The sequence below is a fragment of the Sphingobium sp. TomMM15 genome (genome assembly GCF_055397045.1).
This window is the reverse complement of record NZ_AP027314.1, coordinates 590,822-603,708: the sequence shown is the minus strand read 5'-3', so window position 1 is coordinate 603,708 and position 12,887 is coordinate 590,822. Positions and strand designations below refer to the sequence as shown.

At 61.8% G+C, this 12,887-nt stretch carries 9 protein-coding genes; 2 read left to right on the top strand and 7 right to left on the bottom strand.

What is annotated here, in order from left to right; all coding sequences use genetic code 11:
* The first annotated feature begins 2 nt into the window (after window positions 1-2).
* On the top strand, window positions 3-959 hold the full coding sequence (locus ACZ51H_RS03115) for a crotonase/enoyl-CoA hydratase family protein (RefSeq protein WP_464802407.1): 957 nt from the start codon (window positions 3-5) through the stop codon (window positions 957-959).
* A 3-nt stretch (window positions 960-962) separates the two neighbouring features.
* Here the strand turns inward: ACZ51H_RS03115 and ACZ51H_RS03110 are convergent, their stop codons facing one another.
* The 3 genes from ACZ51H_RS03110 to groES form a co-directional block, all read right to left on the bottom strand.
* Entirely contained in the window at window positions 963-2,954 is a 1,992-nt protein-coding gene (locus ACZ51H_RS03110) for a putative bifunctional diguanylate cyclase/phosphodiesterase (RefSeq protein ID WP_464802406.1), read from the bottom strand.
* 507 nt (window positions 2,955-3,461) lie between these two features.
* On the bottom strand, window positions 3,462-5,108 hold the full coding sequence (gene groL / locus ACZ51H_RS03105) for a chaperonin GroEL (RefSeq protein ID WP_460987821.1): 1,647 nt from the start codon (window positions 5,106-5,108) through the stop codon (window positions 3,462-3,464).
* Window positions 5,109-5,219: 111 nt separating this feature from the next.
* Window positions 5,220-5,507: a co-chaperone GroES gene (groES, locus tag ACZ51H_RS03100; RefSeq protein ID WP_167302842.1), complete on the bottom strand. Its 288-nt coding sequence runs from the start codon at window positions 5,505-5,507 to the stop codon at window positions 5,220-5,222.
* Window positions 5,508-5,906: 399 nt separating this feature from the next.
* Between groES and yghU the strand changes: the two genes are divergently transcribed.
* Window positions 5,907-6,782: a glutathione-dependent disulfide-bond oxidoreductase gene (gene yghU, locus ACZ51H_RS03095; RefSeq protein WP_464802405.1), complete on the top strand. Its 876-nt coding sequence runs from the start codon at window positions 5,907-5,909 to the stop codon at window positions 6,780-6,782.
* 122 nt (window positions 6,783-6,904) lie between these two features.
* On the opposite strand, the gene ligA is transcribed toward yghU, so the two are convergent.
* The 4 genes from ligA to ACZ51H_RS03075 form a co-directional block, all read right to left on the bottom strand.
* Window positions 6,905-9,049: an NAD-dependent DNA ligase LigA gene (gene ligA / locus ACZ51H_RS03090; RefSeq protein WP_464802404.1), complete on the bottom strand. Its 2,145-nt coding sequence runs from the start codon at window positions 9,047-9,049 to the stop codon at window positions 6,905-6,907.
* Window positions 9,050-9,109: 60 nt separating this feature from the next.
* Window positions 9,110-10,771, bottom strand: coding sequence for a DNA repair protein RecN (gene recN, locus ACZ51H_RS03085; protein ID WP_464802403.1), 1,662 nt, complete (start codon window positions 10,769-10,771; stop codon window positions 9,110-9,112).
* Between the two features lie 110 nt (window positions 10,772-10,881).
* Window positions 10,882-11,667 (bottom strand): outer membrane protein assembly factor BamD, encoded by a 786-nt coding sequence (locus tag ACZ51H_RS03080; RefSeq protein ID WP_196226413.1) that lies wholly within the window; start codon window positions 11,665-11,667, stop codon window positions 10,882-10,884.
* A 67-nt stretch (window positions 11,668-11,734) separates the two neighbouring features.
* A complete protein-coding gene (locus ACZ51H_RS03075; protein ID WP_464802402.1) occupies window positions 11,735-12,751 on the bottom strand; it encodes a sensor histidine kinase in 1,017 nt (338 codons plus the stop codon).
* Between the last annotated feature and the right edge of the window lie 136 nt (window positions 12,752-12,887).

The window sequence follows — 12,887 nt, the reverse complement described above, 5'->3', positions numbered from 1 at the left end:
AGATGATTGATTCCGGACGGTTTAATCCGGCACGAGATGAGGTGGAGGACGCTTCGCCCATGCATCTGCATGTCGAAAGCATTCAGCCATTTGCCGCTACGGAAGCTGCGCCTCAGGCGCGCGAAAACGGCCATTCGATGCTGTTCGACCTGGGTCAGGTCGACGTCAGCTTTGAAGAAGCGACCGACACATTATGGGCGTTCATGACCCCCGCGAATCGGCCAAACTACAATTTGCCGATGCTGCGCGACATTCGGCTTTGGCAGACAGAGGCCAAGCGGCTGTTTGATGAAGGCGCTCTGCCGCTCAAATATATGGTGCTGGGCTCACGTTTTCCGGGCGTTTTCAACCTTGGCGGCGACCTTGAGTTGTTTGCTGGCTGCATCGAGCGGGGCGACCTGCCCGGTCTCGTCAAATATGGTCATGCCTGCATCGACGTGGTCCATCGCGCCTGGCGCAATGCGGACATGCCGCTAATCTCTATCGCGTTGGCGCAGGGCGATGCACTTGGCGGCGGCTTCGAGGCGCTTCTCTGCTTCGACGTCGTCGTGGCGGAGCGGAGCGCTCGCTTCGGCCTGCCCGAAATGCTCTTCGGCCTCTTCCCCGGCATGGGCGCTTATTCCATTCTGGCGCGCAAGCTCGGCCGTCGCATGGCGGAACGCATGATCCTGTCGGGCAAGGTCTATACCGCTGAAGAAATGTACGACATGGGCGTGGTCACCATCCTTGCCGAGGATGGAGAGGGCGAACAGGCCGTGCGTGACTATATCGCCGGCAACCGTCCGCACCATGCGGGCCATGTCGGCGTGTTCGAAGCGGGCCGCCGCGTCGATCCGCTCGACTATGCCGAGCTTAAGGACATTGTGGAGAATTGGGCGGCAACCGCGCTCAAGCTCGATCCCAAGGACCTGCGCATGATGCGTCGGCTTGCATCGGCCCAGACGCGCCTGACCAAATAGCCGTCAGGCGCGGCGACGGCTCTGCATGAGCGTGACGACGTTGCTTTTCTCACGCCGCATGTTACTCATCATCTTGAGCAGGTCCTCGGCTGGCATGGGGCGGCTGAGCACGAAACCCTGCACATTGGTGAAACCCATCTCACGCGCATAACGCAGCTGCTCTTCGGTCTCGATGCCTTCCGCCACCGTTTCGACGTCCAGCGAATGGGCCAGATAGGCAACCGACTGGGCGATCGCGCGATCCCGTCCCTTTTCACCCACGCTGCGCATGAAGCTCTGATCGACCTTCAGCGTGTCGAAGGAATAGTCGCGCAGATAGCCGAGCGAAGAATAGCCCGTGCCAAAATCATCAAGGGCCAGTCGCAACCCGATACGCTGAAGCTCCGACAGGATGAGGCTGGTCCGGCCACTGTCTTCCAGGAAGATGGACTCCGTTACTTCCAGTTCCAGCCGCTTGGCCTTCAGGCCCGATCCCATCAGCGCCGATATGACAGCGCGCGGAAGCCCGTCGCTCTTGATCAGCGCGGGCGAGATGTTGACGGCGACGCGGACATGATCATCCCACAGCATGGCGTCACGGCACGCCTGCTCCAGCGCCCATGCAGTGATCGGTTCGATCAGGGAGCTGCTTTCGGCGACCGGTATGAATTCGGCCGGCGAAATCCGGCCCATGGTCGGGTGATCCCACCGCATCAACGCTTCGCAGATCGCGATCTTGCCTGTGACCGTGTCAAAGATCGGCTGATAATGCAGTAGCAGCTCACCATTCGCCATGGCGGTACGCAGCGCCATTTCCAGCTCATAGGTCCGATTCTGCCGCTCCTTCATCGACCAGTCGAACTGCGCATGGCGGTTCCGCCCTGTGCGTTTCGCCTCATACAGTGCCATGTCGGCGTGCTGGAGCAGTTCCTCGCTATCGCGCCCGTCGTCAGGCGCAACCGCAATGCCCATCGATGCAGTGACCGTCAGATGATAGCCGCTAACGTCGAAGTCGTGGCTGAACTCTGTCATCACATCGTGCGCGATCTGCTCGGCAATGGAGCGATCCGCGCCGGGGCAAATCACGATAAATTCGTCTCCGCCAAAGCGCGCGACATGGCCACGGCTATCAAGCGCATGGGAAAGCCGGGCAGCTACCGTGCAAAGCAGCTGATCGCCAATGATATGGCCGAGCGAATCGTTGATCTCCTTGAACCGGTCCAGGTCCATCCAGAACACGGCCATCGGATCCTGATCGGACTGACGCTTATCGAACAGTTCCCGCAAGCGCATCTGCATCGCCATCCGGTTTTCGACGCCGGTCAGGCTGTCGAACCGCGCCAGCCGCTCGAACTTCGTCGCCAGCTGCGACTTTTCATAATTGCCCTGCAATGCCTCCACGACGATTCTGTGGGTGGTGCGCGTGATCTCAGCCATGGCGAAGATCATCAGGAACAGCATGGTCGCCAGAACCCAATAGCCGAGCCCGCCCGCGATGCAGAGACCAAGGGAGGTTGGCAGCAGCGCGAAACATGTCTGGCCGATGGCGATATGAATTCGGCCCGCATTGCGGCCCGCGATGCCGCCTGAATAGGCCGCGACCAACGTCACGCTCAATATGTGCAAAGATGCGTCGCCGGTGAGGACCAGAGTGGCAAAAGCGAGCAGACCAAGCAGCGCCGCATAGCCCCACGCACCCAGTTCATAGGCAAGGCCCCATATTTGCTGCGTGGGTCCTTGATGGTCTGCCAACTGCCGCAGAAAATAGACTGCGGAGATCGACCGGCTCACCGCAACCAGGAAAATCAACGCTGCGATCGTGGTGATTTCGGCGCGGCCAGCATGGTAGGCGACGACGAAACTGAGCGCTCCGCCAGCCAGTGCGCCGATCATCAGCGATTTGGGCGAGGCGTAGAGCGATTGGACAAGGCTGTCCTGCACCTCAGCGCTCTGCTGAGTATCGGGCGCGAGATGCGCGCGCAATTTTGCGCTCCAATGATGGAAGAGGCGTGACACGTCTCCGTCATCTTTGGCCAAACATGATTTCTATTTGGTAAATTCAGACCCGGTAAGATGCCCGAAATGGAGGTTTCGAGCGGCTGTCGGATGTGGGGCTGCTCCCTTCATTTTCCGCCCTTTTGTCGGGTCGCTTAACCTTCAGACTTCCCTACAGAATGCTCGGAAGGGCAATCCCGCCAGCCTTCCTGCGCAAGCTGGAGCAGCATAGCTTTTATCCGAATACCCTACCTCGTTCGGGCTGAGCTTGTCGAAGCCCTCTTCTTCCTGAAAAGAAATACAACCTTTCGACAAGCTCAGGGCGAACGAGAATAGGAGGCTGTGCCGATTTTAAGCAGGATGCCCTAATATGTCGCGAAATTGCGCCACACCTCTTCCGGCAAATGCAGCTTCGGATGGCATCACCCACGGCCACAGGCCTGAAATTTCCTCGCTCCGGCGTCCCCCAAAGAAAAAGGCCGGTGGATCGCTCCACCGGCCCTTCTCGTTTTCGCGTGAGCGAAGGACTTAGAAGTCCATGCCGCCCATGCCACCCATGCCGCCGCCGGGCATGCCCATCGGCGCCTTGTCATCGGCGGGCGTTTCGGCGATGCACGCTTCGGTGGTGATCAGCAGACCGGCGACCGAAGCCGCGTCCTGCAGAGCAGCGCGAACGACCTTGGTGGGATCGATGACGCCAGCGGCGACAAGGTTCTCATAGGTGTCGGTCGCGGCGTTGAAGCCCTGCGTCTCGTCATTTTCGCGCAGCAGGTTGCCTGCGACAACCGCACCATCGACGCCCGCATTCTGGGCGATCTGGCGCAGCGGCGCTTCGATAGCCTTACGGATGATGTCGATACCACGGGTCTGGTCGTCGTTCACACCCTTGAGGCCTTCGAGAGCCTTGGTTGCGTACAGCAGAGCCGTGCCGCCACCGGGGACGATGCCTTCTTCAACGGCTGCGCGGGTTGCGTGCAGCGCGTCGTCGACGCGGTCCTTGCGCTCCTTGACTTCGACTTCCGAAGCACCGCCGACCTTGATAACTGCAACGCCGCCAGCCAGTTTGGCCAGACGTTCCTGCAGCTTTTCACGGTCATAGTCGGACGTCGTCGTCTCGATCTGCGCACGGATCTGCTCGGTACGGCCCTTGATCGCTTCGCCATCACCGGCGCCATCGACGATGGTCGTGTTGTCCTTGTCGATGGTGACGCGCTTGGCGGTGCCGAGCATGCCGAGCGTGACGTTCTCGAGCTTGATGCCGAGGTCTTCGGAAATCACTTCACCCTTGGTCAGGACTGCGATGTCTTCCAGCATGGCCTTGCGGCGGTCGCCGAAGCCAGGCGCCTTGACCGCAGCGACCTTCAGGCCACCGCGCAGCTTGTTGACGACCAGGGTCGCCAGCGCTTCGCCTTCAATGTCTTCGGCGATGATCAGCAGGGGACGGCCCGACTGAACAACCGCTTCGAGGATCGGCAGGATCGACTGAAGGTTCGACAGCTTCTTTTCGTGGATCAGGATGTAGGGATCAGCCAGTTCGACTGCCATCTTTTCCGGATTCGTGACGAAGTAAGGCGACAGGTAGCCGCGATCGAACTGCATGCCTTCGACGACGTCCAGCTCGAATTCGAGACCCTTGGCTTCCTCGACGGTGATCACGCCTTCCTTGCCGACGCGCTCCATCGCTTCGGCGATCTTTTCGCCAACGACGGTGTCGCCATTAGCCGAAATGATGCCGACCTGGGCGATTTCCTTCGTGCCGGCAACCGGCTTGGAACGGCCCTTGAGGTCCTCGACGACCTTGGTGACAGCGAGGTCGATGCCGCGCTTCAGGTCCATCGGGTTCATGCCAGCGGCAACCGACTTCATGCCTTCGCGAACGATGGCCTGGGCCAGAACGGTCGCGGTGGTGGTGCCGTCACCGGCGATGTCGTTGGTCTTCGAAGCGACTTCGCGGACCATCTGCGCGCCCATATTTTCGAACTTGTCCTTCAGTTCGATTTCCTTGGCGACGCTGACGCCGTCCTTGGTGATGCGGGGAGCGCCGAAGCTCTTGTCGATGACGACGTTGCGGCCCTTGGGACCCAGGGTCACCTTGACCGCGTCGGCCAGGATGTCGACGCCGCGCAGGATGCGCTCACGAGCGTCACGCGAAAACTTTACGTCTTTTGCAGCCATGATTTTGTTCCTCTGTCCGTCATCCCAGCGAAAGCCGGGATCTGGTGCGGCATAGCGCCGCGTTTAAAGGCCTGAGATCCCAGCTTTCGCCGGGATGACATCAATGATCGGTTAGGCGACGACGCCCAGAATGTCCGATTCCTTCATGATCAGCAGGTCTTCACCGTCGACCTTGACTTCGGTGCCCGACCACTTGCCGAACAGGATGCGGTCGCCAGCCTTGACGTCCAGCGGGGTCACCTTGCCATCTTCGGCCTTGGAGCCGGTGCCGACGGAAACGACTTCGCCTTCCTGCGGCTTTTCCTTGGCGGTGTCGGGGATGATGATGCCACCGGCAGTCTTCTCTTCCGCTTCTACGCGGCGAACGAGAACGCGGTCATGCAACGGACGAAATGCCATGTTGAGTTGCCTTTCCCTCTATTGGGTTGGGTCGGACGTCCAATCGCGGGGATTTCCCTATCCGCGAATCTGCTGAACGCCGTTCCTTCTCCCGTATGAACCAGATGCTGTTAGCACTCTCTTTTGAAGAGTGCCAGCGCCGCGGAATATGGAGCGATGAAATTGCCGGTCAAGAGATGGATGCAGATTTTTTATGCATTCCGTCACAGGCGGAAAGCGTGCGCTTTGTGCGCGTTGGGAGGCCTTTTGTCACCAACGTAGCGCCAATGCGCGGGATTGCTGCGACCGTTGGCGTGTCAAATGTGCAGGGCCAAGCCGTTTCCCTTGAACCCGACCGTTGCGGCACAGGACCACGCTTCCTACTTGCGGGGCGACATCGCCATGGGAGCATTTTGCCAAATGATTGAAAGCTATACTCCGCCTCGCGTCTGGACATGGGACAAGGACAATGGCGGTGCCTTCGCCAACATCAATCGACCGATCGCGGGCGCGACCCATGACAAGGAATTGCCGGTCGGAAAGCACCCGCTGCAACTCTACTCGCTGGGCACGCCCAATGGGCAAAAGGTCACGATCATGCTGGAGGAGCTGCTGGCGGCGGGCCATCCGGGCGCCGAATATGACGCCTGGCTCATCAACATCAGCGAGGGCGACCAGTTCGGCAGCGGCTTTGTCTCGGTCAATCCGAACAGCAAAATCCCTGCCCTGATGGACCACAGCGTGTCCCCACCCCAGCGGGTGTTCGAATCCGGCGCCATTCTGGTCTATCTGGCCGAGAAGTTCGGGGCGTTCCTGCCCTCGGACCCGGCGAAGCGTACCGCGACCCTGTCATGGCTGTTCTGGCAGATGGGCAGCGCACCCCTGTTGGGCGGCGGCTTTGGCCATTTCTTCGCCTATGCGCCTGAAAAGATCGAATATGCCATCAACCGCTATGCGATGGAGGTCAAGCGGCAGTTCGACGTGCTGAATCAGCAGCTTGGCGAGAATGAATATGTTGCTGGCGATGAGTTTACGATCGCGGATATCGCGATCTGGCCCTGGTATGGCGGGGTGGCACTTGACCGGACCTATGTGGGGGCGGGCGAATTTCTGAACGTACAGAGCTACGCCAATGTGCAGCGTTGGGCGAAGCAGATCGATGCGCGGCCTGCCGTGAAGCGCGGCAGGATCGTGAACCGTGCTAGTGGTCCGCTGGAGGAACAGTTGCTTGAGCGGCACGATGCGAGCGACTTTGATACGAAGACGCGGGATAAGGTGGAAGGGGTGGGTAGCTAAAGCCCCGGCAGCATTTAGCGCGTCACCCCAGCGAAGGCTGGGGTCTCGTCGATCCTGTGCTCCCCGGCCTCCTCCTGAGATTCCAGCGTTCGCTGGAATAACGGGGTGTGGTTAGTGCGCCCCTACCCCGCTGCCTTCACGATCTCCGCCCAGGCCGCTTCATCGATCACCTCGATCCCGAGCGAAGCCGCCTGTTTCAGCTTCGATCCCGCGCCGGGGCCAGCGACTACCAGGTCCGTCTTTGCGCTAACCGACCCTGCGGCCTTGGCGCCGAGGCGCTCGGCCTGCGCCTTGGCCTCATCCCGGCTCATGGTTTCGAGCTTGCCGGTGAAGACCACGGTCTTGCCCGTCACCGCGCTGGCGGTGGTTTCAACCACATAGTCGGGCGGCGAAACTTCGGACAGCAGGTCATCCCACGCCTCCCGATTATGCGGTTCGTGGAAGAAGTCGGCGAGCGCATGGCCAACCGCCGAACCCACATTTTCGACGCCGATCATCTCCGCAATCGCCTTGTCCAGCCGATTGCGGAAGCGTGCTTCCTCCTCACCCTCGGCGCAGATGGTGGCATCGCGTAAGGCGATAATCTCCTCGGCCAGCGCTCTGACGCCGGGCAGGCTCGTGTAGCGTTTCAACAAATCGCGCGCCGTGACCGCGCCGATGTGCCGGATGCCAAGGCCAAAGAGCAAGCGCGCAGCGTCCGGAACGCGCTTCGCCTCGATCGCGGCGAACAGGTTATCGACGGACTTCTCCTTCCATCCCTCGCGCCCGAGCAGCGCGACGCGATGTTGTTTGAGGCGGAAGATGTCGGCCGGTTCGGTGATCCATCCAAGGTCGAGAAATTCCTGGATGGTCTTCTCGCCCAGCCCTTCAATGTCGAGCGCACCACGGCTGACGAAATGGCGGAGCCGTTCGAACCGTTGCGCGCCGCAGATCAGGCCGCCGGTGCAGCGGATATCGACCTCGCCTTCTTCGCGCACGGCTTCCGATCCGCATACGGGGCAATGATCGGGGAAGAGGAAAGCGGGGCGCGCTTCGTCGCGTGTCAGATTATCCACCACCTGCGGGATGACGTCGCCAGCACGCTGCACCACGATCCGGTCGCCCGGCCGCACGCCCAGACGCTCGATCTCGTCGGCATTATGCAGCGTCACGTTGGACACGACCACGCCGCCCACCGTTACGGGGGTCAGCCGCCCGACCGGCGTCAGCTTGCCCGTGCGGCCGACCTGAATGTCAATCGCCTCAAGCGTGGTTTGCGCCCGCTCCGCCGGGAATTTATGCGCGATCGCCCAGCGCGGCGCCTTGGCAACAAAGCCCAGCCGTTGCTGCCAATCGAGCCGGTCCACCTTGTAGACCACGCCATCAATGTCGAACGGAAGGTCGGCGCGCGCCGCCTCTATCCCGCGATAATGCGCGATCAATCCGTCAAGCGAGTCCACGCAGGTCAGCATGTCCGACACCGGCAGGCCCCAGCGGGCGATTGCCTGCATGACGCCAAGTTGAGTCTCTGCCGGAAGGCTACTCGCCTCGCCCCAACCATGGGCCAGGAAGCGCAGCGGGCGGCTGGCGGTGACAGTGGCGTCCTTCTGCCGCAGCGATCCCGCCGCAGCGTTGCGGGGGTTAGCGAATTGCCGCGCCTTTTCCGGGTCATCCGCCTCTGCCAGCAGGCGCTGATTGAGCGCGACGAAGTCCGCCTTCGCCATATAAACCTCACCCCGGACCTCGAATAGGTCGGGTATGTCCTCGCCGGTCAGCCGGTCGGGAATGTCGCCGATGGTGCGCACATTGGCGGTCACATCCTCGCCGGTCGTGCCATCGCCACGGGTCGCGGCGAGGCGTAGCTCTCCCTTTTCATAACGGAGCGAGCAGGACAGACCGTCGATCTTCGGTTCAGCCGTCAGCGCGATAGGCTCACCGTCCGGCAGCGCCAAAAAACGCCGGACACGCGCGAGAAATTCGGCGATGTCCTCGTCCGAAAAGCCATTGTCGAGGCTCATCATGCGAACCGCATGCGGGACCTTCTTCAATCCCGAAGTCGGCGCAGCGCCGACCTGCGCATTGGGAGAATCCGCCCGGACGAGCTGCGGAAAAGCCGCCTCCAGCGCTCCATTCTCGCGGATCAGCGCGTCATAGACGGCGTCCGTGATCTCTGGCTGATCCTGATCATGGTAGAGCCGATTGTGCCGCGCAATTTCCCTGGCGAGCCGCATCAGGCGATTGGCGGCGTCGGCTTCAGTCATTAGGGTCGGGTCGATCGAGTCATTCATATCTGCTCCATCCCCGTTCAGGGCGGGCTTGTCGAGAAGCGATCATTTGCTCGTAGCAGTTCAGACTTCGAGCAGCCGATCCGCCTGCGCCCTAGCCTCGGCAGTGATCTCCGCGCCGGAAAGCATGCGGGCAATCTCCTCGCGCCGCTCACCATCGCTCAGCGCATGGACGCCGGTGCGGGTCACGGTGCCGTCACTGGCCTTAGCGATCAGCATATGGCCAGCGCCGCGCGCGGCCACCTGAGGGCTGTGCGTGACGACAAGTATCTGGTTGCTCTGCGCCAGCCGCGCCAGACGGTCGCCTATCGCAGAGGCCACCGCGCCGCCGACGCCCCGGTCGATCTCGTCAAAAATCAGCGTATCCGCCCCGCCCCGCTCCGCCAGCGCGACCTTGAGCGCCAGAATGAAGCGTGACAATTCGCCGCCCGATGCGATCTTCACCAAAGGCGCAAAGGGAGCGCCGGGATTGGTGGAAATCTCGAACTCCACCCGGTCCATGCCCTGCGCGCTCCACTGCCCTTCATCGAGCGCGCCGACGGTGGTGCGGAAGCGCGCGGCGTCGAGCTTCAGCGGCGCGAGTTCCGCCGCCACGGCCGCATCGAGCCGCGCGGCAGCATCCTTGCGCTGAGCGGACAGCGCCTGCGCCGCGTCGCGATAGGCGGCGGCGCTGGCCGCAACGTCGGCTTCCAGCACGGCGATATGCTCCTCTCCGCCCTCGATGGCGGCCAGTTTTGCCGACATCTCATCGCGCAGCGCAGCGAGATCATCGGCGGCGACCTGATGCTTACGCGCCAATCCGCGCAGGTCAAACAGCCGCGTTTCGATCGCGTCCAACCGCGCCGGATCAAAGCTGAGCGCATCCGCTGCCTTGGCCAGCCGGTCCTCCGCCTCGCCCGCCTCAATCACCGCCCGGTCGAGGGCGGCGAGCACTTCGGCAAGTGGCTCATATTCACCCACCATGCGGTCGAGCCGCCGCGCCGCCTGCCGCAACTGCGCCAACCCACCGTCCGAGCCGGTGAGGCAATCCGTCACCGTCGACAGGTCATCGGACAACCGCGCGCCCTTTTGCATGGTCGCGCGCTCTTCGGCCAGCGCCGCTTCCTCGCCGGGTTCGGGGCCAAAACGCGACAACTCTTCAACGGCATGGGTCAGATAGTCGCGATCCCGCGCCGCCACCTCGACCGCCGCGCGGCTTTCCGCGAGCCGGTCGGCCGCCGCGCGCCAGGCAGAGTGGGCAAATGCCACCGACGCGCTGTCGCAACGGCCATAGACGTCCAGCAACTGACGATGCCCACGCGGATTGAGCAACCCGCGATCGTCATGCTGCCCATGTATCTCAACCAGCGTACCGCCCAGGTCACGCAGCAAGGCGGCGGAACAGGCCTGATCATTGATGAAGGCCCGGCTTCCCCCGTCAGCCTTTAGCGTGCGGCGAATGATGAGCGGTTCGCCCGCATCAAGTTCGATGCCATTGTTGGCGAGCAGTTCAGCGGCCCTATGCTCACCGCGGGGAATGTCGAAGGTGGCGGTGACGCTGGCCTGCGCCTCTCCGCTGCGGACGAGGCCGCTGTCAGCCCTCGCCCCCAGCGCCAGCCCAAGCGAATCGAGGAGGATAGACTTGCCCGCGCCGGTCTCCCCCGTCAGCACGCCAAGGCCCGTGCCGAACTCCAGGTCCAGCGCCTCGATCAGGACGACGTTGCGGATGGAAAGATTGGTCAGCAATGCGGCCGATCTCCAGACGTCATCCCAGCGGAAGCTGGGATCTCGTGCCGCCGGGTCGTGCCCAATGGCCTGAGACCCCAGCTTCCGCTGGGGTGACGGTAAATCGGCAATTACGCCTTCGCGCCATGTTCCCGCATGAGCTTGTAGCTACGCTCATACCATTTGGAGCCGGGATAGTTCTTGCCCAGAACAGCCGCAGCCTTCTGCGCTTCCTCCGGAATGCCGAGCGAGAGATAGCTTTCGACCAGACGCTCCAGCGCCTCGGGCGTGTGGGTGGTCGTCTGATATTTGTCGATGACCACGCGAAAACGCAGCGTCGCCGCCAACCACTGCCCGCGACGCTGGTAGAAACGGCCGACTTCCATCTCCTTGCCCGCAAGGTGATCGTTGACAAGGTCCAGCTTCAACCGGGCATCGGCGGCATAACGGGTGTCGGGATAGCGGCGGATCAATTCGCCCAGCGAATCCAGCGACTGCTGCGTGATCTTCTGGTCGCGGGTGACGTCGGCAATCTGCTCATAATAGCAGAGCGCGATCAGATAATAGGCGTAGGGCGCGTCCTTGTTGCCGGTATGAATCGCCAGAAAGCGCTGCGACGCCGCGATCGATTCACTATAGTCCTTGTTCATATAATAGCTGAACGCGGACATGAGCTGCGCCCGGCGCGCCCAGGGGGAATAGGGATGCTGGCGTTCCACCTCGTCAAACAGGGCGGCGGCCATCTTATATTGCCCGCGATCGAGCCGATATTTGCCCGCATTGTAAAGCGTGGACACGTCGCGGGCGACATATTGCGTGTCGGCCTTGTTCTTCGACGTGGCGCAGCCGGCGAGCAAGGCGGCAAGCAGAACCGGGGCGGTAGCAGCGCCAATGCGCGTCATGGTTTTCGTCAGCATGGCCGGGTCATAGCGGAGCGAATGGCACTCGCCAAGCGGCAGAATAGCGTGCGGACGCTTCAGGCTCTCAACGCGCCTGCGCGGGCAGGTCCAACCGGACGATCGCGCCGCCTTCCGGCCGCGCGTGCAGGCCGAACTGTCCGCTGAGCTGGCTCGCCAGCGCGCTTGCAATGCGCAGGCCGATGGAATTGCCCTTCTCGATCTCGAAATCGGGAGAGAGGCCGTCGCCATCGTCAGCGATCTTCAGCGACAGCGTCCCGCTCGAATCCTCCAGTGATACGTCAATCGTTCCGCCACGATGAGGCAAGCCATGTTCAATGGCATTGCTCACCGCCTCCGCCACGATCAGCGCGAGCGGCACGGCCACATGGGATTCCAGCGTCAGACCCGGTGGAGCGCTGACGGTAACGCGAATGTCGTCCCGCCCACTCGCCTCCAGCACATCCGCCGTCAGCCGCGTCAGAAAGGCATGCAGGTCCTGCCCATCCTCTGCCGGATCATACAATGCACGGCTGATCCGACCAATCAGCGCGAGGCGGCTGGCGGCATCGTCCAACGCCCTGCTCGCCAGTTCATCGTCTACATGGCGCCGCTGCAATGACAGCATCGCGGCTACGACCTGCAAATTATTGGAAACGCGATGCTGCAATTCGTGGAACAGAAGTTCCCGGTTTTCCGCCAGCGTACGGCTGCGTTCCCGTTCCACGGCAAGGTTGAAATTGGCCCGCTGCATCAGGTGAATGAGCGCGATGTCGATGGCGATCACGGCCGCATAGAAAATAAGCGCGAGGATGACGCCACCACTAAGGATGCCGCCAGCGCCCGCCGGGATGAAGAAATACCAGGACAATATTCCGCAAACTATGCCCGCAAATATCCCGGGACGCAGCCCGAACAAAAAGGTCGAAAGGATGACAGCGGGAAAGAAGGATACGAAAGGATAGCCGATCGGCAGGAAGTCCTGCGCGGACAGCCTGAGGGCAAGGGCGATGCCACAAAACAGGGCCGATACGGCATAGGCATATACTGGCCGCCGAAGCACGAGAGGCAGGCGCTCGACGAACCTTTCATTGGAACGCTGCATCTTATCTCCCTGAAATCGCGCCGCACAGTAACAGAAGTTTGGCCATCTCCAATTGATCGAAGTCAAGGAGTTTGGGCTCTAACGAAAAAGGGCGCCCGGCGGGGGCGCCCTTCTCATTTTGCTTAACCTGATGGGT

Excerpts from the sequence above, each read along its gene's own strand:
- groL (WP_460987821.1), bottom strand. The coding sequence starts at position 5,108 with ATGGCTGCAAAAGACGTAAAGTTTTCGCGTGACGCTCGTGAGCGCATC.
- ACZ51H_RS03080 (WP_196226413.1), bottom strand. The coding sequence starts at position 11,667 with ATGCTGACGAAAACCATGACGCGCATTGGCGCTGCTACCGCCCCGGTT.
- groES (WP_167302842.1), bottom strand. The coding sequence starts at position 5,507 with ATGGCATTTCGTCCGTTGCATGACCGCGTTCTCGTTCGCCGCGTAGAA.
- ACZ51H_RS03075 (WP_464802402.1), bottom strand. The coding sequence starts at position 12,751 with ATGCAGCGTTCCAATGAAAGGTTCGTCGAGCGCCTGCCTCTCGTGCTT.
- yghU (WP_464802405.1), top strand. The coding sequence starts at position 5,907 with ATGATTGAAAGCTATACTCCGCCTCGCGTCTGGACATGGGACAAGGAC.
- ligA (WP_464802404.1), bottom strand. The coding sequence starts at position 9,049 with ATGAATGACTCGATCGACCCGACCCTAATGACTGAAGCCGACGCCGCC.
- ACZ51H_RS03115 (WP_464802407.1), top strand. The coding sequence starts at position 3 with ATGATTGATTCCGGACGGTTTAATCCGGCACGAGATGAGGTGGAGGAC.